Origin of the sequence: Bifidobacterium sp. N4G05 (genome assembly GCF_002742445.1) — a bacterium.
GTDB lineage: Bacteria > Actinomycetota > Actinomycetes > Actinomycetales > Bifidobacteriaceae > Bifidobacterium > Bifidobacterium hominis.
Genome location: NZ_NJNQ01000002.1, coordinates 76,775 through 99,922 on the forward strand (window position 1 = coordinate 76,775; position 23,148 = coordinate 99,922).

Sequence of the window (23,148 nt, forward strand, 5' to 3'; positions counted from 1 at the left end):
TCCCTTCGCGCCTTAATCTGTCTGTTCAAGGGGTTGCCCGGAGGTTCTCCGGACAACCCGTCGGATTAGATTGACAATCCGTCCGTCAAATAACGATCACAGTTGGCCAACAAGATCGAGGCTAGGTTCGATGGTGTCCTCGCCCGGAGTCCAGTTGGCTGGGCAGACCTGATCGCCATGCTCGTGGACGAACTGAGAGGCTTGCACACGACGTAGTAGTTCTTCGGCATTGCGTCCTACGTTGGAGGAGATGACTTCATAGGCCACGACCTTGCCTTCGGGGCTCACGATGAAGTCACCGCGTTCGGCCATACCATCAACTTCGTTGTAGGTGTCGAGATCTTTAGCCAAGAGAGCGGTCGGGTCAGCAAGCATCGGATATTGAATCTTGGCGATCTTTTCATTGGCGTCATGCCATGCCTTGTGTACGAAGTGGGTATCGCAGGAGACGGAGTAGACCTCGCATCCAATTTCCTTGAACTTGGCGTAGTTGCGGGCCAGATCCTCAAGCTCAGTTGGGCACACGAAGGTGAAATCAGCCGGGTAGAAGAAAAACAGGGACCAGTGGCCGAGCACATCAGCCTTAGTCACCTCATGGAACTCGTCGTTCTGGAACGCGTTCACCTTAAAATCGGTCAGTTCATGCTGTAGAAGAGTCATCATCGGTCCTTTCGCTGATTGTCAATCATCAGGCTTCTGCCGTTCTCCATCGTAACGTGATTGTCTGGAACCCGCGCGGGCGTAACGCGTGAGCCTCATCACATCATTACTAACAGTCACGCTGACGGACCATGCGATACAAAGGTGCCGCGAAATAAAAAACTCCTGCATGCCACGGGGAGCAAGGACCGGGAGACGGATGAAAAGGGGACGCGAGCGGATAAAAAAAAACGGGGGTTCCCGGAGCGTGACGCTCGACGGGAACCCCCTCAAGTAGAATGCGGCGGCGCGCTACTCTCCCACACCCTCTCGAGTGCAGTACCATCGCCGCAGCCAGGCCTTAGCTTCCGGGTTCGGAAAGGGACCGGGCGTCTCACCTGGGCCATGACCACCGCAAAACCAATGTAACGGCCAACCACAAGGATCGGCCGGCAACGGAACCGACCACGATTCCGATCGTGGCGGTCCGGGAACCGGACAACGGACGCAAGCAAACGCCTTACCAGTATCGTCGTCGTGACCACAAGAAACAGCATTCCTTGCCATCCAACGAGAAACCACCACAGGACGAGACCCAACCCAACAGGGTCGGAAAGATGTGCCGCGATCGCCCGTTAGTACCGGTCGGCTCCACCCCTCGCAAGGCTTCCACCTCCGGCCTATCGAACACGTGTTCCACATGCGGGCTACAGGCACCGAAGTGCCAAGGAATCCTAATCTTGGAGCAGGCTTCCCGCTTAGATGCTTTCAGCGGTTATCCCTCCCGAACGTAGCCAACCGGCCATGCCGCTGGCGCGACAACCGGCATACCAGAGGTCCGTCCACCCAGGTCCTCTCGTACTATGGGCAGGCCTCCTCAGGATTCCAACGAGCGCAGAGGATAGAGACCAAACTGTCTCACGACGTTCTGAACCCAGCTCGCGTGCCGCTTTAATCGGCGAACAGCCGAACCCTTGGGACCTGCTCCAGCCCCAGGATGCGACGAGCCGACATCGAGGTGCCAAACCATCCCGTCGATATGGACTCTTGGGAATGATCAGCCTGTTATCCCCGGGGTACCTTTTATCCGTTGAGCGATGCCGCGCCCGTGCGCCGGCACCGGATCACTATCTCCGACTTTCGTCCCTGCTCGAACCGTCGCTCTCGCAGTCAAGCCCGCTTGTGCGATTACACTCGAAACCCGATTGCCAACCGGGCTGAGCGGACCTTTGAGCGCCTCCGTTACTCTTTGGGAGGCAACCGCCCCAGTTAAACTACCCGCCAGGCACTGTCCCTGACAAGGATGACTTGCCGAGGTTAGACGTCAAACGAGAACAGAGCGGTATTTCACCTTGCGGCTCCACACGGGCTGGCGCCCGCGCTTCGAAGCCTCCCGCCTATGCTACACAATCCGCGCCTAACGCCAATACCAAGGTATAGTAAAGGTCCCGGGGTCTTTTCGTCCTTCTGCGCTTAACGAGCATCTTTACTCGTACTGCAATTTCGCCGAGCTCCTGGTCGAGACAGTGGGGAAGTCGTTACGCCATTCGTGCAGGTCGGAACTTACCCGACAAGGAATTTCGCTACCTTAGGATGGTTATAGTTACCACCGCCGTTTACCGGGGCTTGAATTCACCGCTTCACCCGAGGGCTGACGGATCCTCTTAACCTTCCGGCACCGGGCAGGCGTCAGTGCATATACAGCGGCTTGCGCCTTCGCATGCACCTGTGTTTTTGGTAAACAGTCGCTACCCCCTGGTCTGTGCCACCCCCCGACGCTCCGAGGGCAAGCCTCTTCACGTCCGGGGGTCTCCCTTATACCGAAGGCACGGGAGTGATTTGCCGAGTTCCTTGACCAGGATTCGCTCGATCGCCTTGGTATTCTCTACCTGACCACCAGTGTCGGTTTGGGGTACGGGCGGCAACGCCCCTCGCGCCGAGGCTTTTCTCGACGGCCTGGACCACCGGATATCGCGCCGAAAAGGCGCCCATCATCGCACCTCACCCACACGCCCCACGGATTTGCCTATGGGACGGGCTGCGTGCTTGACCACGGAAAACCACCTCCGCGGCCGGCTCCCATTCCGTGTCACCCCTGTGCGCTAACCTACCAGGACTACGCTCCCAACAGCCGCGGACACCGAACCCCGAAGGGAACGACGCCACGCGACCGGAGGTTAGTACTCATCCGTTCGGCTCTTGCGGTTCGCTGCCGGTACGGGAATATCCACCCGTTCATCCATTCGACTACGCCTGTCGGCCTCGCCTTAGGACCCGACTCACCCGGGGACGACGAACGTGGCCCCGGAACCCTTGGTCATCCAGCGGACGGGATCCTCACCCGTCTCTCGCTACTCATGTCTGCATTCTCGCTCCCGCGCGGTCCACGGCACGTTTCCACGGCCGCTTCGCCCCACGCGGGACGCTCTCCTACCCAACAGCAAAAACTGTTGCCGCGTCTTCGGTGGTGTGCTTGAGCCCCGCTACATTGTCGGCGCGGAACCACTAGACCAGTGAGCTGTTACGCACTCTTTCAAGGATGGCTGCTTCTGAGCCAACCTCCTGGCTGTCTATGCGACTCCACATCCTTTCCCACTTAGCACACGCTTCGGGACCTTAGACGACGATCTGGGCTGTCTCCCTCTCGACGACGGAGCTTATCCCCCGCCGACTCACTGCCGGAATACACATCCACGGTATTCGGAGTTTGGCTGCTATTGGTACCCCATACGGGCCCGCAAGCATCCAGTAGCTCTACCCCCGCGATGCAATCAACCGACGCTGCACCTAAATGCATTTCGGAGAGAACCAGCTATCACGGAATTTGATTGGCCTTTCACCCCTAGCCCCAGGTCATCCCCCCGGTTTTCAACCCAGGTGGGTTCGGTCCTCCACGCGGTCTTACCCGCGCTTCAACCTGCCCAGGGCTAGATCATCCCGCTTCGGGTCCAGGGCACGCGACTCAAAACGCCTTTTGAGACTCGCCTTCGCTACGGCTCCCCCACGACGGGTTAGCCTCGCCACGCACCACTGACTCGCAGACTCATTTTTCGATAGGCACGCCGTCACCCCACCAAGGAGGCTCCGACGGATTGTAGGCGCACGGTTTCAGGAACTCTTTCACTCCCCTCCCGGGGTGCTTTTCACCTTTCCCTCACGGTACTGGTACGCTATCGGTCAGACAGGTATGCTTAGACTTACCCCACGGTCGGGGCGGATTCACACGGGATTCCACGAGGCCCGCGCTACTTGGGACGCATGATCGGAAGACGGCAAGCTTCCAGGTACGGGGCTGGCACCCTCTGCGGCCAGGCCTTCAAGCCTGTTCCCCTGGCAAGCCGTTTTATGACTCCCGCCCGGTCCGTCGGAACCGGGACACACGCTCCCTCAACACCACGGACGCAACCCCCGACGGGTATCGCGCGCCCATGGTTTGGTCTGATCCGCTTTCGCTCGCCACTACTCACGGAGTATCCCTTCCTGCAGGTACTGAGATGTTTCACTTCCCTGCGTACCCCCGGAACAACAAGGTTCCGTGCCGGCCCATGACGGCCGGCGGGTTGCCCCATTCGGAAATCCTCGGATCGAAGCCATGTTGGAGGCTCCCCGAGGCTTATCGCATCCTCAAACGTCCTTCATCGGTACTGTCTGCCAAGGCATCCACCATACGCCCTTCAGGGCGGCACACGCCCCGAAAAACCCTAATGATAGCTTCAAACGCCAGACGACAAATCATCACACTGTAAAAAATGATCACAAAACGATCGATCTCGAAACCAGACTCCAAAAAAGAGCCTGGCGAAATCGCGATAAAGCAAACGATGAAACAGAATTCATCGCATTGCTCGCGTCCACTATCCAGTTCTCAAACCACCACGCGCCCCGACAGGACCCGACCCACAGGCCCACAGGCCCACGGCGTCCCACCAGGGGCATCCGGAAACCGCACGCGACCACAAGTCGCGGGTGGCGGTCCGGGAGCCCAAAAGCATACCCATACCACTCCCCGGACCCCCAAAAAGGAATCCGAAAGCCCATGATCTCTTCCACACCAGCACGCCCACGCGAAACCGGGAACCATTCCCGACGCATGGGCCACACGACGGACACCAGACCGGCGTCCTGAAAACTCCGTAGAAAGGAGGTGATCCAGCCGCACCTTCCGGTACGGCTACCTTGTTACGACTTAGTCCCAATCACGAGTCTCACCTTAGACGGCTCCATCCCGCAAGGGGTTAGGCCACCGGCTTCGGGTGCTACCCACTTTCATGACTTGACGGGCGGTGTGTACAAGGCCCGGGAACGCATTCACCGCGGCGTTGCTGATCCGCGATTACTAGCGACTCCGCCTTCATGGAGTCGGGTTGCAGACTCCAATCCGAACTGAGACCGGTTTTCAGGGATCCGCTCCATGTCGCCATGTCGCATCCCGTTGTACCGGCCATTGTAGCATGCGTGAAGCCCTGGACGTAAGGGGCATGATGATCTGACGTCATCCCCACCTTCCTCCGAGTTGACCCCGGCGGTCCCCCGTGAGTTCCCGCCATGACGCGCTGGCAACACAGGGCGAGGGTTGCGCTCGTTGCGGGACTTAACCCAACATCTCACGACACGAGCTGACGACGACCATGCACCACCTGTGAACCCGCCCCGAAGGGAAGCCCCATCTCTGGAGCGGTCGGGAACATGTCAAGCCCAGGTAAGGTTCTTCGCGTTGCATCGAATTAATCCGCATGCTCCGCCGCTTGTGCGGGCCCCCGTCAATTTCTTTGAGTTTTAGCCTTGCGGCCGTACTCCCCAGGCGGGATGCTTAACGCGTTAGCTCCGACACGGAACCCGTGGAACGGGCCCCACATCCAGCATCCACCGTTTACGGCGTGGACTACCAGGGTATCTAATCCTGTTCGCTCCCCACGCTTTCGCTCCTCAGCGTCAGTAACGGCCCAGAGACCTGCCTTCGCCATTGGTGTTCTTCCCGATATCTACACATTCCACCGTTACACCGGGAATTCCAGTCTCCCCTACCGCACTCCAGCCCGCCCGTACCCGGCGCAGATCCACCGTTAAGCGATGGACTTTCACACCGGACGCGACGAACCGCCTACGAGCCCTTTACGCCCAATAATTCCGGATAACGCTTGCACCCTACGTATTACCGCGGCTGCTGGCACGTAGTTAGCCGGTGCTTATTCGAAAGGTACACTCACCCGAAGGCTTGCTCCCGATCAAAAGCGGTTTACAACCCGAAGGCCGTCATCCCGCACGCGGCGTCGCTGCATCAGGCTTGCGCCCATTGTGCAATATTCCCCACTGCTGCCTCCCGTAGGAGTCTGGGCCGTATCTCAGTCCCAATGTGGCCGGTCGCCCTCTCAGGCCGGCTACCCGTCGTAGGCTCGGTGGGCCGTTACCCCGCCGACTACCTGATAGGACGCGACCCCATCCCATACCGATATAATCTTTCCCGACACCCCATGCGAGGAGTCGGAGCATCCGGCATTACCACCCGTTTCCAGGAGCTATTCCGGTGTATGGGGCAGGTCGGTCACGCATTACTCACCCGTTCGCCACTCTCACCAGGCAGCAAGCTGCCTGGATCCCGTTCGACTTGCATGTGTTAAGCACGCCGCCAGCGTTCATCCTGAGCCAGAATCGAACCCTCCACAAAAAACCTTTCATGAAGAGAACCAACATGTGACTCTCAAAAATAAAGAAACCGACATCCGTTTATAAGGAAAACGGACTGTCCGCAAAAACCCCGTCCCGTTTGACCGGCCTCCCGGCACCCACGCCAAACACGCGGGCCGTAAGACGGACTGGCAATCATTGACTATAAAGAAGTAGTACAAATACGCTTTTGAGTTCTCAAACCACCACCACTCACCCACCTCAGGGAACCCCAGCCGGGGAACCACTCGCTGAGCGGCAGCAAGAGATAAACCTACAGCACAACGGCCGGCAACGCAAATCGGACATCCACGAACACCACGAAAACCATTGCAAACACTGGACTCCACCGGCGTGTCGAAAACACGGGAAAAGCGGGCAAGGAACACCATCGCGCGGCAAAAGACCGTCGGAAAAACCTCAAAACACCCCACCGCAAGCCAACATCCGGGCGTGTCGCAACCGCAGTGAGTGAATGAGCGTGGCCGAAGGACAAATACACGACATCCAGCGGGGAAACAACACGACTACGCGTGGCACACATTCAGCAGCGTCAATTCGCCCATCCAACTTGCGTTGCGCCATCCAGCTTGTGTCTTGCCGCCCAACTTGCGAGACACTCCGCCCACCAGCACCTACCGTCTACCAACGCTTGCCGCACCGTTTGCCGCCATTGCCTGGCCTACCGGCCGCGCTCCATGGCCCACGCCCCTCGGCATGCAGCGCACCAAGATGATGCTTCATGGCGACCAGCATGATATGCGCATCTTCCAAGCCAAGATGCCGCTCGCTTTGGGAAGCGTCCAACGCGCCCTGGCGTTTGGCATACGCATCCAACGTGTTATCGCCATACGGATGCTCATCATCGGGAATCGACCCCTCATCCCAACGACGGCTCATCGGCAACGTGTCGATGATCGTAATATTGCCGGCACGATAGCTTTCCGCATATCCGGCGACGTTCAACATAAAAAAGCTGTGCTCGAACCGGGCGTTGTGCGCAACGTACGGCTGCTGTTCAAGCCGTTGCAGCAATCCGACCTGCGCTTCGGGCCATTCGTCAAACAAGCGAAAGTCAGTGCCGGCGCGATCGCGCACATCAATACCAGTAAGGTCGAGGATCAAAGGATTGCCGAGCAGTGCGTTCTGTGCAGGCACTCCGAAGGAAAGACGCGCCTGACCGTACGCGTCGCCGGCCTCGTAATAGCCCTGTTCGTAGCAGTAGCCCGAAGGCTCACCGGCCGGACGCGGCGAGATCATGTTCATGAATTCGAACCCGGCGTCGATGATATACACGCGGGCCGGATCCGTGCCTGTGGTTTCAATATCAATGCCCATCACCGTGTCGAGATCACGGCCAGGGAGGTAGGCGTCACGCCAATCCGACTTTTTGTAATCCGCCAAACGTCGAGCTTGCGCGGCCTCCGCCGAGTCAGCGGAACTTCCAAAAGAACCAAAAGAACCAACTGCACCCGTGCCAGTAGAGTCACGGTCCCCATAATCGAATACACGCGAACCTCCCGGACTCGTCACCCCGCTCAAGTTCGCGCGCGACATGGCGTAATCGCTGGCACGCTTCTGCTCACGCTCTGCGGCACGCCGTTCGGCACGACCATTGACGATCTGTGCGGTGCGATCCTGAATATCGTCGAAATTCACACGGTTGCCCGCTCCGACCACAGGCTGTAGCACGGGCACCGTCACCCGTTCCCGGCGTTCTTCGGCAATAGTCCACAAGCCCATCGCAACGCCAATCCGACGCAACATGGCAATTTCGTCACACAACCGACGGTTCGCATATGCGAGCGCGCGAGGCAAACGGTAAGAAGCGATCAAACGGTCGAAATCCGTCATGAAAGCGGTGTTGCATTGCGCGATGATGGATTCGAGACGGTCTCGCACCGTCAGATCCTTTTTCAGCAGATTATGCAGCTGTTGGGCGGATAATGACGAATCCTGCATGGAATCCGTTATTTCCGGAGTCGGCAAAAGTGCGGTATCGGCGGCGTCCAAAACGGCAATCAGGTCGATGTCTTGGCTTTGCGCGGCTCCAATGCCGTGTTCCAAGTCGAGGGATGCGACCCACTGCCAGTCGATAAGCTGGTTGTCGGCATTTTTCGGCATCGATGCCGACCATTGGTTGATGTCTTGCTTGGCTTCAGTAAGCCAGGAACGGCCCGTCTTTGCTTCGTTCATACTTTGCATGGTAGCCGAGAGGGGGTGCAGTACACGTCGACGCCCACGAAAAACATGCTACTTCTCGGATAGCGCAATCTCCTTTTTTCAAGATTCGAAAGCGTATCTTAAATTCGTTTATTCCGCAGAATTCAATACAGGAAAGAAACTAATGTTGCGAAAAACTATTATGTTCACCAAAAATACCTTGTTTGACTGTGTCCATGCACGTTGCGCGCGTAGTACGACGTCGCGTACGAAATCGTTTCGCCATGATGATGACGCAGATGGTGCTGGAAATATCACGCGATATAACGCTGCGAAAGATAATCTTGCGAAATGCAAACATGGTTACGTGCATACGTGCGTGTGCCGTGGGGAATACGATGCGTGCGCGCATTACACAGGACATACAAACGATGGCATGACGAAAAAATGATGGCATAACGAAAAAAGGGAGAGGCTCGTAGGCCTCTCCCCCTTGTTAGGTATTCACGGATTTCCGCAACGATCGGATTCGTAACAACCGGATTCCGTGTTGATTGGATTCCACAACGCCTTTGCCGCACATTATGCGCTTACAACGGCGCTTACCCCTAAGTTACAGTTCGAATCCGAGTTCGGCTGCGGCTTCGTTAGGAACCGGATCGTCGCACCAGAAATCCTCAAGATTCTCGTTGGTGGCGAGGCTGCGGATTTCCGCCTTGTCGATATACAGTTCGCCGCTTAAATGGTCGGTTTCGTGCTGGAAGATGCGGGCTGGCCAACCATGCAGATGCTCCTCATGCTGTTTGCCGTCTTCATCTTGCCAGCGGGCGGTGATGTCAAGCCAGCGCTTGCGTACCGCCTGATAGCCGTCGAAGCTCAGGCAGCCTTCGTAGAAGCTGCGGGTTTCGGTGCCGATCGGCTCATAGCTGGGGTTGATGATGACATGGAACGGGAATTCGGCCGCTTCACGCGGATCATCGTCATCGTCGTCACGCACATGGTCTTCCACCACGGCGAGGGCCAGTCCAAGACCGATCTGGGTTGCGGCGAGGCCCACGCCCGGCGCTTCGATCATGGTGACGCGCATGGTTTCGATGAGTTTGTCGAGCGTTTTGCGGCTCAGCTGGCCTTCGTAGGCCGCGGTCTGCTGGCGCAGTACCGGTTCGCCTGCTTGCACGATGGGGAGCAGTTGTTCCTTGCCGCCGGTTTTTATGAGTTTTTCAACCTCGCGGTTGAGTTCGAGGTTGACTTTCGAATTGCGTCCAAACATGGGTTTCCTTCGCGTATTGGTTCAGGATTTTGGATTGCCGAATGATGTGTATCGGCAGTGTGGTTACAGGGCGAGTTCTTCGGCTACGACTTTGGCGAGACGGTCGCAGACCTCGTCGGCCTGCTGTTGGGTTTCCGCTTCGGCCATGACGCGCACGAGCGGTTCGGTGCCGGATGGGCGCAATAGCACGCGGCCGGTGTCACCGAGCATTTTCTCTTCGCGTTCGACGGCCGCCTGCACTTTGGCATTGGTTTTAGCCGCGAGCTTGTCGACGTTCGGCACGTTGATGAGGGTTTGCGGCAGTTGCGGGAAGTCGGATGCGAGTTCTTTGAGGCTTTTGCCGGAGTTGACCACTTCGTTGCATAGGGTCAATGCTGTGAGGGTGCCGTCGCCGGTGGTGGCGAATTCGCGGTTGATCACGTGTCCGGACTGTTCGCCGCCGAGCGAATAGTCGCCGCGCAGCATTTCCTCAAGCACGTAACGGTCGCCCACGCCGGTTTGCACGGTTTTGATGCCCATGGAACGCAGGGCGAGTTTCAGGCCGAGGTTGCTCATCACGGTTACCACGAGGGTGTCATGGTTGAGCTTGCCCGCGTTCTTCTTGGCGCGTGCGAGAATGCCCATGATTTGATCGCCGTTGACCATGGTGCCGTCTTCGTCCACGGCGAGGCAACGGTCGGCGTCACCGTCGAAGGCCACACCTAGATCGGCGCCGGAAGCCTTGACCATGGCCTGCAGCTGTTCGGGGTGTGTGGATCCGGCGTTCTTGTTGATGTTGTAGCCATCTGGCGAAGCGTTGATTACGATCACGTCTGCTCCGGCGCGGCGCAACGCTTCCGGCGCGACCACGGAGGTGGCGCCGTTGGCGCAGTCAGCCACGACTTTCAATCCTTTCAGCGGTGTCGGCTGGGACTTGTCGGGTCCGATGGGAGCGATGGTGGACACCAGATGGTCGATATACAGGTTGGTTGCGGTTGCCGTGTCGTGGCTGATGCGGCCCACGCCGGCACCGGTCGGGCGTTCCCAATCCTGGCCGAGCACGCTTTCGATTTCGTCTTCTTTGGTGTCAGGCAATTTGAATCCGCCACGTGCGAAGAATTTGATGCCGTTGTCGGGCATGGGATTGTGGGATGCGGAAATCACGGCACCCATTTCCACGTTCAGCACGGAAGTCAGGTATGCGACACCCGGAGTCGGAATAATGCCCGCGTCGATCACGTCGAATCCGCCTGCGGACATGCCTGCGGACAGTGCTGCCGCAAGAAAATCGCCGGAAACGCGAGTATCACGGCCGACCAGTGCACGGCGACGACCGTCGAATTCGCTTTTGCCTTCGTCATCGCCAAGCACACGCACTGCAGCATCGCCCAAATCCAACGCAAGCTGTGCGGTCAAAGCCCTATTCGCCAATCCTCGAACACCGTCTGTTCCGAACATACGTGGCATGAGTCTCAAGTCCTCGCTATCTCAAATTATATTGCCGTGCACCATCGTACTCAACGGGTTCACCATTCAACGAAATAGTCGACAACATGTTGCGATACCTGCATACTGCAACATGGGACCGGCCTTTGTTTGGGATGGCTTGTCTGGAAGCAAACAAGCCCGGACTGGCAGCGAGATAAGTCACGCCGCCAGTCCGGGCTTATGATGCGATATCACAGAGTGATATCAAAAGTAGCTACTAAAAACAGCTACTGCAGTGGTATCAGGAACGGCATCAGAGGGACGCGTTGAAATCGCGCACCTTGAGCGTGCGATGCGACGATTCAACATTGCCGCGCACAATGCGCTGCAACGCGTTGTCGGCGTCCGCATGTGAAGCCAGCCAAGCATCACCGAGCTCCACCAGCGTGGCCGGATCGGCATAGCTCGGGTACAGGCCTTCCAGCAGAGCCTCAGCCATGTGGAAGGTCTTGTTCTTCCAAATCCAGTCGGCAACCTCGAAATACTTGGCCGCATAAGGTTCAGCCAAATCGACACGTGGAGTGGATGCAAAGCCGCGGGCCACGGATTCCAACTGCATGTTGGTCAGCTCGTCGTTGTGCAAAGCCTCGTTCCAAGCCCATTCCTTGGCTTCCGCAATGCCTGCGACCGCACGTGCACCCAATGCGAACTCACGGTTCTCAGTGGTTTCACGCTTGGCAAGTTCCGCGTCGATGTCGCTCTGGCCGATGGCGTTGATCGTGCTCAACGCGTTGATGATGGTCCAACGGAAATTATTGTCGATTTCCAAGCCGTCAAGCTTCACGGAACCATCGAGCAGACCCTTCGCATTTGCTTCGAACGCAGCATCGCCCGGCTCACCATAACCCAGATAGGCGGTGATCAGCTGGAACTGCTCGTCGGAACCGGCTTCGGCATCCTGAGCCAGTTTGAACAGTTCGGCAGCCACATGCTCCACCACTTCGGCACGGTCGGCCGGAGCGGTGTAATGCCATGCGGTGGTGCTGATCTGCGCCAAAGCGTAACGGAACGTGGTGGACTCATGTTCCGTGGCGAGCGCAGCCAAAGAGGTTTCGATGAACTGCTTTGCCGGCAATTCGCCGTCACGAGTCATATCCCAGAAGGCAAGCCAAATCACGGAACGAGCCAACGCATCGTCGAAACGATACAGGTTCTCCGCAGCGAACTTGAGGCTCTTCTCATCGAAGCGCAGCTTCGTGTATGTCAAATCGTCGTCATTCACCAAAATCAGCGACGGGCGTGCCTTGCCGGCAGCCGCTTCGACAATCGTCAGTTCGCCGTCAACATCAAGTTCGAACTGGTCGGTACGCACGATCTTGCCGGTTTCCGGATCCTCATTGTAGAAGCCGACAGCCAAACGATGCGCGCGCAGCACCGGATGCTCAGCCGAAGCGGACTGGCGCAACGCAAGCTGGCGAATCGTACCATCCTCGTTTTCCTCAACTTCGGTGGCGATGGTGTTGATGCCGGACTGTTCAAGCCACTGGGCGCTCCACGCCTTGAGATCGCGTCCGGACGTCAGCTCGAGTTCGGCCAGCAGATCGGCGAGCGTAGCGTTGGAGTACGCATGCTTGTTCAAATAGTTGTTGATGCCCTTGAAGAACTTCTCACGCCCCACATAGAACACGAGCTGCTTCAACACGGAAGCGCCCTTGGCGTAGGTAATGCCGTCGAAGTTGACATACGTGTCGTTCAGATCGTTGATCGGCGCGACGATCGGATGGGTGGTGCTCAGCTGATCCTGGCGAAGTGCCCAGCTCTTTTCACCGGAGCTGAACGTGGCCCAAGCGTCCTTCCATTCCGTGGCTTCGGCAGTGGCAAGGGTGGACGTGAACTCAGCGAAAGACTCGTTAAGCCACAAGTCGTTCCACCACTTCATGGTCACGTAATCACCGAACCACATGTGTGCAAGCTCGTGCAGCACGGTGACGACGCGGCGCTCGGCATACGCGTCGGTGACCTTCGATTCGAACACGTACTGGTCGCGGATGGTGACCATGCCAATGTTCTCCATAGCGCCGGCATTGTATTCCGGCACGTAGATCTGGTCGTACTTGGCGTACGGGTATGGCACGCCCCAAGTCTTCGCATAGAAGGCAAAACCCTTCTTGGTGATGTCGAACAGGTAGTCGACATCCTTGGCGAACGCTTCGGCGAGCGCCTGACGGCAGTACATGGCCATCGGCACGGTACGGCCGTCTTCGTTGGCGTATTCGGTATGCCATTCGGCGTATGGGCCTGCGCAGATGGCGGTGAGGTAGGAGCTCATGGTCGGCGTGGATTCGAACACCCACAGCTTGGTGGTTTCGGCTTCGTGCGTGCCGAGCGTGCCTTCTTCGGTAACGGTTTCGTTGTCGGTTACGGAGGCGGCGGGCATGTTGGAGGTGACGATCCATGACTTGGCTGCGAGCACGGAAAAGTCGAACACGGCCTTGATATCGGGCTGGTCGAACACGGCGTACACGCGGCGAGCATCCGGCACTTCGAACTGGGAATACAGGTAGATGTTGCCGTCGGACGGGTCGACGCTGCGGTGCAGGCCTTCACCAGTGTTGGAATACTGGCACAGCGCCTTGACGGTCACTTCGTTGTGCGCTTCGAGGTTCTTCAGTTCGATACGGCTGTCGGCGAACGCTTCGGCCGGATCGAGAGTTGCGCCGTTGAGCACGATTTCGCTCACTTCGGTGGCGATCAGGTCAAGGAAGCTGGTAGCTCCCGGCTCAGCGTCGAACGTGATGGTGGTTTCGGAACCGAAATTCTTAGCTCCACGGGTCAGATCAAGTTTGACCGTGTAATGAACCGGTGCTGCGATAACGCTTTTGCGTTCTTCCGCTTCGATTCGGGTGAGATTTGCTCCTGGCATGTCACTCCTTTTTTATTGTGAAATTCCTATTTATGGAATAGGAGACGGCGCAACCGGTTGTGCCGGTTACGCCGTCCTTCTTTTGATTATGTAATCAACAATTATTGACGATCTGTCGATATTTCAATATTATTCCAATATTAATTTCACCGAAATCAGCGATATTGCGAAAATATTGACTATCTATCGATTCATCATTGCGCTGCATTCAATCCCATCGCTTCGTCAACATCCTGCGCGATATCGGCAACGACCGGAACGATCATAGGCTTGCGATGCAGCTGACGTGCGACCCAGCTACCCAACGTACGACGCATGATTTGCTGAAGCTTGTACGTATCGTGCGTGCCAGTCATCATCGCATCCTGCAATTGCTCGACGATCTGATGACGGACCTTGTCGAATTCGCTCTCGTCTTCGGCAACCGCGTTGAGATAGATCTTCGGGCCGGCGACAACGTCAGCCGTTTCCGTATCGACAACAACGAAGCTCGACACGAAACCTTCCGTGCCAAGAATACGACGCTTCTCAAGCTCTTCCTCGGTAAGTTCACCAACGGAATCGCCGTCAACGTACACGTAACCGCATGGCACAGAACCGACAACGGCAGCCTGGCCGTGGTACAAATCGACCACATCGCCGTCTTCAGCAAGCACCACGTTCTGCGGATCGACACCCGTCTTAACCGCGATCATGCCGTTCGCTACCAGATGGCGGTTCTCACCATGAATCGGCATGGCGCACTTCGGCTTGACGATGTTGTACATGTACAGCAGTTCGCCCTCATTGCAGTGGCCGGACACATGCACGGCGGCATTGTCTCGATTGACCACGCGGGCACCAAGCTGCACCAGCTTGTTGATGATCTTGTACACGCCATGCTCGTTGCCTGGAATCAGGGAGCTCGCAAGAATGACCGTGTCGAATTCGTTGATGGTGATGTCGCGATGGTTGCCGTCGGCGATGCGGCCAAGCGCGGCCATCGGTTCGCCCTGGGAGCCAGTGCACATGTAGACGAGCTTGTCGTCTTGCACGTCATGAGCCTTCTTCAGGTCGATGACCGTGTCTTCAGGAAGCCTCAAGTAGCCCAAATCCGCAGCAATGGACATGTTGCGGACCATGGAACGACCCACGAACACCACCTTGCGGCCATACTTATGAGCGGCATCAACAACCTGCTGCACGCGGTGCACATGGCTGGAGAAGCTGGCCACGATGATCTTGCGCGTAGCTTGGGCGAACGCCTGATCAAGCGCTGGACCAATGGTGGTTTCCGGCTTGACAAAGCCCGGAACCTCAGCGTTGGTGGAATCCATCATCAGCAGATCCACGCCCTTTTCACCAAGCTTGCCGAACTCCACCAAATCGGTGATGCGATGGTCGAGCGGCAGCTGATCGAGCTTGATATCGCCGGTATCGATGAGGCTTCCGGCCGGAGTCTGCACAAACACAGCCAGAGCGTCCGGAATGGAATGCGTGACGTTCACAAACTCAAGATTGAACGGACCAACCTTCAGCTTGTCGCGCCCCTTGACCTCAACCAGTCGCGGATTGATGCGATGCTCATTGCACTTGGCTTCAACGAAAGCCAACGTGAGTTTGGAACCGATCAGCGGAATATCAGGGCGAAGCTTCAGCAGGTACGGCACGCCGCCAATATGATCCTCGTGGCCGTGAGTGAGCACCAGAGCCTCGACCTTGTCGAGTCGATCCTTGATGTAATGGAAGTCAGGCAGGATCAAATCAACACCCGGCTGCTCCTCTTCAGGGAAAAGCACACCGCAGTCGATGAGCAGCAGGTGGCCGTTGTATTCGACCACGTTCATGTTGCGGCCGATCTCACCAAGGCCACCAAGGGGCACGATACGCATGGAACCCTTGCGGTACTTCGGCGGAGCGATCAACACATCATCCTGCTGGGGTGCGGTGGTCTGCGGGGCAAGACGGGAATTGCGGCGGCTGCCGGCAGAAGAGCTTGCCGCATTGGAATTCTTGGAGTTCCTAGAAGTCCTGGCGCTTTTCACATTCTTGACGTTCTTCACGCTCTTCGTGCCCTTGGAGGAACCGCTGCCATTGCCGCGGGAACCGCCACGGGCGGAACCGGACGCATCGCCAGCGCGAGTGCCACGACCACCGCTACGGCTAGAAGACTTCGTCTTCTTGGAAGTCGTTTCGGCCTTGTTGGGCTTCTCGGAGCTCACAGACTTCGCGGATTTCACATCCGAGGTCTGGGGGGTTTCAGTGCGCTTGGCAGCTTTGCTGCCGCGCTTGTGCGTAGTCACTGTTTTGGTTTCTTCTATAGCCATTTCCTAGTTGGATTTCTATTACTAATTGTCTCCGCCTGTGCGGAAACGAGGAATTCAGTAGGTTTGCCGCATTACGACAAACGTATTACGGCAAACCGGTAGTCGCAATGCTTGCCGTAATCGTCGAGATTGATCACCATGATTGCTGTAATCGCCATTGCACATCAGTGCTGTAAACATCGCTGCTGCAGGTATGGCAATAATCGCAATCACAGCAAGCCGGAAGCGCGCATGCCATCCTCCGCGCGCTTAATCTCAGCTTCGCCCGGACCGACGTTCGGCAAACGCATCGTCGTGGAATCGAGAATGCCACGCACCTTCAGCGACGCCTTCGCCATAACAGCTTGGAAGCCGCTTCCATTCATCGCTTCGACCAGCGGGGCAAGCTGCACGGCAATGCGCTGCGCCTCATGAATGTCGCCGCGATCGAACGCAGCAGCCAAATCACGCATCGGACCGGATGCGGCATGCGCGATCACGGAAATAATGCCGACCGCGCCAACCGAAAGGAACGGCAGGAACAGGCCGTCATCGCCCGAATACCAAGTCAAACCGGTTTCCATACGCTTACGCACGGCACCTGCGATATCTCCGGTGGCATCCTTGACTGCCTTAACATGATCAAGTTCAGACAAACGACGGTATGTTTCCAACTGAATATGCAAACCGGTACGGCCAGGCACATCGTAAACGATAATCGGCTTGTCGGCGGAATCATTGACCGCCTTGTAGTGGCGGAACACGCCCTCCTGCGACGGGCGCGAATAATACGGAGCAACCACAAGCACCGCATCGGCGCCCGCCTCCTGGGTCTGCTCCACCATGCGCACGGTGTGGGCGGTATCGTTGGAACCCGCGCCGGAAATAACGGGAACGCTCACCACATCTTTGACGGCCTGAACCAGCTTGACCTTCTCCTCCATGTGGGTGGTGGGAGACTCGCCCGTGGTGCCATTGACCACAAGGCCATCGGCGCCATCGGCAACAAGCTGCTTCGCAAGCTTCTGCGCGGCCTCGAAATCAACGGAACCGTCGGCCTTCATAGGGGTGACCATGGCCGGAAGAATACGTCCGAAAGGAGCAGGATCAAGAAGATGCATAGTACCGTCAGTCATAGTGTTAACGGTACTTCCCGCCACGGACGCCGAAGCATTCACGTTCGTGACCATACCGCAATATGAACTGCCTCACCGAGACCAAAATCCTCCAGTCACTGGAAGAATCCTCCCGCTGCCAAGCCTCCCACAGTCCAAAAACTCCCAGTCACTGGAAGAATCGGTACGCTTAGCCGCATACTCAGGCGGATTCAATCCAAATGACCTCACGACTTCGCTTTCCTGACCGCACAACACTCCAAACAGTGCGGCCAGAAAGAGGGAAACGTGCGGCCGCCAGAACAAACTCAGGCAAGGTATTGGGTGGGGTTCTGCTCGAACTTGGCAGCGCAGCCCGGATTGCAGAAGTAGTAGTCGGTGCCGTTGTATTCGCGGGTGGCCGCAGCGGTGGCCGGATCGACGCTCATGCCGCAGACCGGATCCTTGGCGAGCGCGCTCTGGTCGACACCGGCGGTGTGGCCGCCACAGCAGGAGTGCGCTCCACCCATGCCTTCCATGCCCTCGTGCATACCTTCCTTCTTGGCCTTGTGATCACTGAACAGTCCCATGATGAATCCTTTCTGGCTATGGTTGTTGTGATTATTATCGTTCGGGTTCGGCTGGCGAACCTGATACGTCTTATTTGCGGCACGCACCGCCTTGCCTGGATCGAACAGGCGCAGTCGACTCGCATTCGTCACCACGCACAGCGACGAGAACGCCATGGCCGCGCCCGCAATCATCGGATTGAGCATCATGCCGGTGAACGGGTAGAGCACGCCCGCCGCAATGGAAATACCAATGCTGTTGTAGCCAAGGGCGAATCCAAGATTTTGCGCGATATTGCGCATGGTGGCATGGGTCAAATCAAGCGCATGCACCAAACCCATCAGCGAGCCATTCATTAATGTCACGTCCGCGGACTGGATCGCCACATCCGTGCCCGTTCCAATGGCGAATCCCACATTCGCACGGGCAAGCGCAGGAGCATCGTTGATACCGTCGCCCACCATCGCCACCGTATAGCCTTGCGCCTGCAGTTTTGCGATTTCGTCCGCCTTGTTTTCCGGTCGCACTCCAGCGATCACGTTGCTGACGCTAACTTGATTTGCCACAGCATGTGCCGTCGTTTCGTTGTCTCCGGTGAGCATCACCACGTTGACGCCATGCGATTTCAAGGCTGCGATGGCCTGTTGAGAATCGGGTTTTACCATGTCGGCAACGGCCACGATTCCCGCAAGCTCGCCATCGATCGCTGCAAGCATCGGCGTTTTCCCCTCCGCCGACAGCCGTTCCATAGTCTCGATAATGTCATCGAGATCCTCGTTGCCGACGCTCGGCATGGCCACGTCAAGATCGTCGATCAGATCGGCATTGCCAACAGCGACACTATGTGACGCGACGTGCGCAGTGACTCCCTGCCCGGAAATCGCACGGAATTGCGTTACCTCGCCTAACGTAAGATGCTTCTCTTGCGCGCCTGCAACGATCGCGGCGGCAAGAGGATGTTCGGAATCCCGTTCGGCACTGGCTGTGATCGCCAGCAAATCATCTGGTATTTCATGCCATTTTCCAAGCGGAAGCACGTCGGTCAACGACGGTTTACCAGCGGTGATCGTACCTGTTTTGTCAAGCACGACAGCATTGATTTTGCCGCACGTCTCCAATGCTTCGGCGGAACGAATCAGCACACCCATTTGCGCGGCGCGACCGGTCGAAACCGTTACGGAAAGCGGTGTGGCAAGACCCAAAGCGCATGGGCATGCGATCAGAAGCACCGAAACCGCCGCCACCAGCGCATGCACCACGCGCGGTTCCGGCCCGAACGTGAACCACAATGCGCACGACCACACGGCGATCAGTACCACAATCGGCACGAAAATACCGGAAATCTTATCCGCTAGGCGCTGTACCGGAGCTTTGGAACTTTGCGCGGATTGCACCAATCCAATGATCTGCGCGAGCACCGTATCTTTGCCGACTTTTGTGGCACGATACCGCAACGATCCGGTACCGTTGATCGTGGCACCGGTCACACTGCTGCCAGCCTGCTTCAGCACCGGCATGGATTCGCCGGTGATCATGGATTCGTCGACAGACGATGAACCGGAAATAACCGTGCCGTCAACGGGAAGTTGTTCGCCTGGACGAATCGCAATAATATCTCCGGCCAACACCTGATCGACCGGAATTTCCTCTTCGATTTCATTACGCACCACGCGAGCGGTTTTCGGCTGCAGTTTCGCCAATGCACGCATGGCTTCTCCCGTACCGACGCGAGCGCGCGCTTCAAGCAATTGCCCGACCAGCATCAGCGTGATGACCACACCAACCGCTTCAAAATACGGTTCTCGAGCATTCTCAGGCAGAATCTGAGGCACAAACGTGACCACACACGAGTAAGCAAACGCGAATACCGTACCCAAACTGACCAATGCGTTCATTTCCGGAGAGCGGTGAATGATCGCAGCGAAACCGCTACGGAAAATCGGTAATGCGGCATAGCACATCACCGGCAGCATCAGTATGAACTGCGCCCAATTCGGCATTGGATACAGCATCAACATCGTAGAAGCGAATACCGGAATCGTAACGATGGCAGACACAATAAGCCGCGTAATCAATGCTCGCATTTCACGAGATGCGTAAGAATCATCTGAAGAATTAGCAGAAATAGAAGAAAAATCAGAAGAAGTATCAACAGATTCATGCGATGTTTCATCAACAGCAGTCTGTTGCGATTGCGCAGGAACATGAGATTCTGCATTATTCGGATTTTCTTCCGACGCTGAATGCTCGTCCTGCATTGCAGCATGATGTTTTCCCGGCAGCACACGTAACGTGCCATGCAGCATGTTCATACCGCATGCAAAACCGTACTCCCCCGGCTCATCAGGATGAATCGTCAACGTCGTCGTACGGAAAGGAGGCAGCGCAAGGTCGACGCCAAAATCGGAAAACACCACATGCGACGAGCATTCGCCATCTTCCTTGCGATCGAAAATCAATCGCAAAGGCAAGCCAGCCTCGGCTTCGATGACCGCCGGACTGTACCCGCCTTTGACTTCGACGACCGCCTCTTGCACACCGTTGCCGACGCGGGCTCGGAACGCTTTGCGCGGCGCGAAAAAGAACCACAAAACGGCTGCCGTCACAGCCAATGCGACGATGATGGCGATCAGAGCCTGCATGTTTCACCGGTTTCCATATTGCATTCGTTTTCGATTCGGACAGTCACACTGTATACCAGCATTTGAGCTGATTGCCAAGAGTCAGCGCACAGCTTTATTACGTAGGTATACGACGATATGAATAATCCCCAAATCGCCGATGCCTGAAATAAGCCAACATCAGCCGGTTTGGGGACTATTTACCGTTCAACCGTAAGGATTTACAGGTCGAGGAAGTTGTCGAGGCCGACGGTCACGCCCGGATATGAACCGGTGGCGACCTTGCGTACGGCCAACAGCACGCCCGGCATGAAGGAAATGCGGTCGAAGCTGTCGGCACGAATGGTCAGCTGCTCGCCGTCGTTACCGAACAGGGCTTCCTCATGGGCATTGAGGCCACGCAGACGCACGGCGTGCACATGAATGCCGTCAACCACCTGGCCGCGGGAGCCGCCATCGGTTTCGGTGGCATCCGGAACAGGGCCAAGACCTGCGGCCTTACGAGCTGCGGCAATACCCTGCGCGGTGTGGAATGCGGTGCCGGACGGAGCATCCACCTTGTTCGGGTGGTGCAGTTCGATCACTTCGGCGGATTCGAAGTACGGAGCCGCAACCTTGGCGAAATAGTCGGCGAGCACGGCGGAAATGGCGAAGTTCGGCGCAATGAACACGCTCTGGCCTTCGCGAGGCGCGGCAGCGAGCGCGGCACGCACCTGATCGAGCTTCTCTTCGGTCCAACCGGTGGTGCCCACCACCACATCAACGCCTTGCGCCACGAGTGCGAGCACATTGTCAAGAGACACGCTCGGCACGGTGAACTCCACCACCACGTCAGTATTTTCGGGGGTTATTTGGCTCAGGTCGTCGCCAGCGTCAAGCGCGAGCGCCAGTTCGGTGTCGTCCGCGTTGTTCACAGCGTCGACCACGTGGGAACCCATGCGCCCTTTGGCACCAACTACAGAAACCTTGATCATTGCAACTCCTTCAAGCGTTCTGGCTGCATCTATCTGCAACAGCTTTCTACGATTCCAACGAATCCAACAATAGAATACAATTGCCCGAACATAATCCTTACGATCATTTTCGGGCAATTTTTGGAATGCTTAATTCGCATAGTATCTATGAATCACAGATCATCTATGAATGTTGCGAAACACTTCGACGCGTGATCACCCAGCCGAGCAGGGCAAACGGAATCGAGGCGAGCACGAAAATCCATGGCAGCATCAGGCTCACGTCGGGTGTGGCGTGATCCAATATGATACCGGTGATCATCGAACCGAATGATGCGCCGACGGTTCCCGCAGTGCTCACCCAGGAAAGACCTTCGGTCAACGACTCTTCAGGAACGGTTTCCTTCATCACAAGGTTGCCCGATGCGAACACCGGCGAAACAGCCAGACCGGTGATAATTTCCATAATGCCCATTACGATCAGATTGCCTTGGCACAGGTGAATTACAAAGAAGCCGACGGTGATCATCGCGAGGAACATGATCATGTAACGCCAACGGGACCCTTTGAGCTCGAGCGTTCCGAAAACCAGCGCGCCCATGCATGAACCGACCGCTAGCATCGCCAGCTGCACGCCGAGCACGGAATCAAGATGCAACGATTTCATGACGGCCGTCATGGACGTGTCGAATGCGGTGAAACTCATATTGAATATGATGAAAACCAGCAACAACGGAATCACGCCAGCATAAGTGAATACGCTACGTTTCTTGGCTGCGTCGTTTGTTTTCAGCTGTGCGATGGTCAGCCTGTCGCGCGGTGCGGAACCCGAATCGCCAGTATTGCTGGCATCGCCATCGATAGTCAATCGCACATCAGCATCGTCGGAAGAGGCCGAAACGACCTTGACTTCATGCACGACCGGCGGCTGCGTATCCTTCAATGTGAAGAAAATGGTACCGCCAAGGGCGCAGGCAATCGTTGGCACGAACAACTGCGAAACAGGGTGCACGGAAGCCGCAAGGAACGCTGCGAGAATCGGTCCGAAAATGAATACGATCTCATCGATGGCGGATTCCAGCGCGTATGCGGTGTTCAGCAGTTCGCCGTTGCCGGTGCGGTCGAGCACATACGCCCAGCGCGTACGCACGAGCGCGCCGAACGAGAACTGCGTAAGCCCCATCACCACAGCCAGCGCAAACAGCAGCGGGATCGGCACGCGCACCAATGCGGAGAACGCGAAACCAAGCATGGTGATGATTTGCACGATAAGCACCATCGAACCGACCTTGCGCTGGCCGAATCGGTCGAACAGTCGCGCGTACAGTGGCGTGACCGCTGCGGTGGCGAGCACATACGCCGCGCTCATCACGCCCGCGATCGTCCAATTGTCGTACAGGTGGTTGAGTGCGAGAATAATGCCGAGGCCCATCATCGACATCGGCAGTCGCGCCAAAGCTCCGGAAGCGCAGAACGCTTTGGTTCCCGAAATGGAGAACAATACGGAATATGGCGACTTCGGGGTTTCGGTTGCGCTGGTGGCAGCCATGATTATCGCT

General features: G+C 57.0%; 10 protein-coding genes and 3 rRNA genes. All 13 read right to left on the bottom strand.

All coding sequences use genetic code 11. From position 1 onward, the window contains the following. Positions 1-96: 96 nt before the first annotated feature. Positions 97-660, bottom strand: coding sequence for an alkyl hydroperoxide reductase subunit C (gene ahpC, locus CE153_RS02165; protein WP_034881233.1), 564 nt, complete (start codon positions 658-660; stop codon positions 97-99). 278 nt (positions 661-938) lie between these two features. Further along, positions 939-1,056, bottom strand: a 5S ribosomal RNA gene (gene rrf / locus CE153_RS02170). Between the two features lie 199 nt (positions 1,057-1,255). Continuing rightward, positions 1,256-4,326, bottom strand: a 23S ribosomal RNA gene (locus CE153_RS02175). 450 nt (positions 4,327-4,776) lie between these two features. Further along, positions 4,777-6,304: ribosomal RNA gene (locus tag CE153_RS02185) — 16S ribosomal RNA — on the bottom strand. Together the 16S, 23S and 5S rRNA genes form the textbook arrangement of a ribosomal RNA operon. A gap of 641 nt (positions 6,305-6,945) precedes the next feature. After that, positions 6,946-8,508, bottom strand: a complete 1,563-nt coding sequence (locus CE153_RS02195) for a DNA polymerase III subunit epsilon (protein ID WP_099594986.1) — start codon at positions 8,506-8,508, stop codon at positions 6,946-6,948. Positions 8,509-9,079: 571 nt separating this feature from the next. Next, a complete protein-coding gene (locus CE153_RS02205; protein WP_003835375.1) occupies positions 9,080-9,736 on the bottom strand; it encodes a peptide deformylase in 657 nt (218 codons plus the stop codon). A 63-nt stretch (positions 9,737-9,799) separates the two neighbouring features. Then, positions 9,800-11,182 carry a phosphoglucosamine mutase gene (glmM, locus tag CE153_RS02210; protein WP_039199130.1) on the bottom strand — a complete coding sequence of 461 codons (1,383 nt, stop codon included), beginning with the start codon at positions 11,180-11,182 and terminating at the stop codon, positions 9,800-9,802. A gap of 274 nt (positions 11,183-11,456) precedes the next feature. Beyond that, complete coding sequence (pepN, locus tag CE153_RS02215; RefSeq protein ID WP_099571686.1) at positions 11,457-14,066, bottom strand: aminopeptidase N; 2,610 nt, start codon at positions 14,064-14,066, stop codon at positions 11,457-11,459. Positions 14,067-14,260: 194 nt separating this feature from the next. After that, on the bottom strand, positions 14,261-16,090 hold the full coding sequence (locus tag CE153_RS02220) for a ribonuclease J (protein ID WP_307976250.1): 1,830 nt from the start codon (positions 16,088-16,090) through the stop codon (positions 14,261-14,263). 491 nt (positions 16,091-16,581) lie between these two features. Next, positions 16,582-17,487, bottom strand: coding sequence for a 4-hydroxy-tetrahydrodipicolinate synthase (dapA, locus tag CE153_RS02225; protein WP_039199986.1), 906 nt, complete (start codon positions 17,485-17,487; stop codon positions 16,582-16,584). Between the two features lie 287 nt (positions 17,488-17,774). Next, positions 17,775-20,657, bottom strand: a complete 2,883-nt coding sequence (locus tag CE153_RS02230) for a heavy metal translocating P-type ATPase (protein ID WP_099594988.1) — start codon at positions 20,655-20,657, stop codon at positions 17,775-17,777. A 200-nt stretch (positions 20,658-20,857) separates the two neighbouring features. Continuing rightward, positions 20,858-21,610: a 4-hydroxy-tetrahydrodipicolinate reductase gene (gene dapB, locus CE153_RS02235; RefSeq protein ID WP_039199135.1), complete on the bottom strand. Its 753-nt coding sequence runs from the start codon at positions 21,608-21,610 to the stop codon at positions 20,858-20,860. A 163-nt stretch (positions 21,611-21,773) separates the two neighbouring features. After that, entirely contained in the window at positions 21,774-23,138 is a 1,365-nt protein-coding gene (locus CE153_RS02240) for an MFS transporter (protein ID WP_099594989.1), read from the bottom strand. Between the last annotated feature and the right edge of the window lie 10 nt (positions 23,139-23,148).

Excerpts from the sequence above, each read along its gene's own strand:
- ahpC (WP_034881233.1), bottom strand. The coding sequence starts at position 660 with ATGACTCTTCTACAGCATGAACTGACCGATTTTAAGGTGAACGCGTTC.
- CE153_RS02195 (WP_099594986.1), bottom strand. The coding sequence starts at position 8,508 with ATGCAAAGTATGAACGAAGCAAAGACGGGCCGTTCCTGGCTTACTGAA.
- CE153_RS02205 (WP_003835375.1), bottom strand. The coding sequence starts at position 9,736 with ATGTTTGGACGCAATTCGAAAGTCAACCTCGAACTCAACCGCGAGGTT.
- glmM (WP_039199130.1), bottom strand. The coding sequence starts at position 11,182 with ATGCCACGTATGTTCGGAACAGACGGTGTTCGAGGATTGGCGAATAGG.
- pepN (WP_099571686.1), bottom strand. The coding sequence starts at position 14,066 with ATGCCAGGAGCAAATCTCACCCGAATCGAAGCGGAAGAACGCAAAAGC.
- dapA (WP_039199986.1), bottom strand. The coding sequence starts at position 17,487 with ATGACTGACGGTACTATGCATCTTCTTGATCCTGCTCCTTTCGGACGT.
- CE153_RS02230 (WP_099594988.1), bottom strand. The coding sequence starts at position 20,657 with ATGCAGGCTCTGATCGCCATCATCGTCGCATTGGCTGTGACGGCAGCC.
- dapB (WP_039199135.1), bottom strand. The coding sequence starts at position 21,610 with ATGATCAAGGTTTCTGTAGTTGGTGCCAAAGGGCGCATGGGTTCCCAC.
- CE153_RS02240 (WP_099594989.1), bottom strand. The coding sequence starts at position 23,138 with ATGGCTGCCACCAGCGCAACCGAAACCCCGAAGTCGCCATATTCCGTA.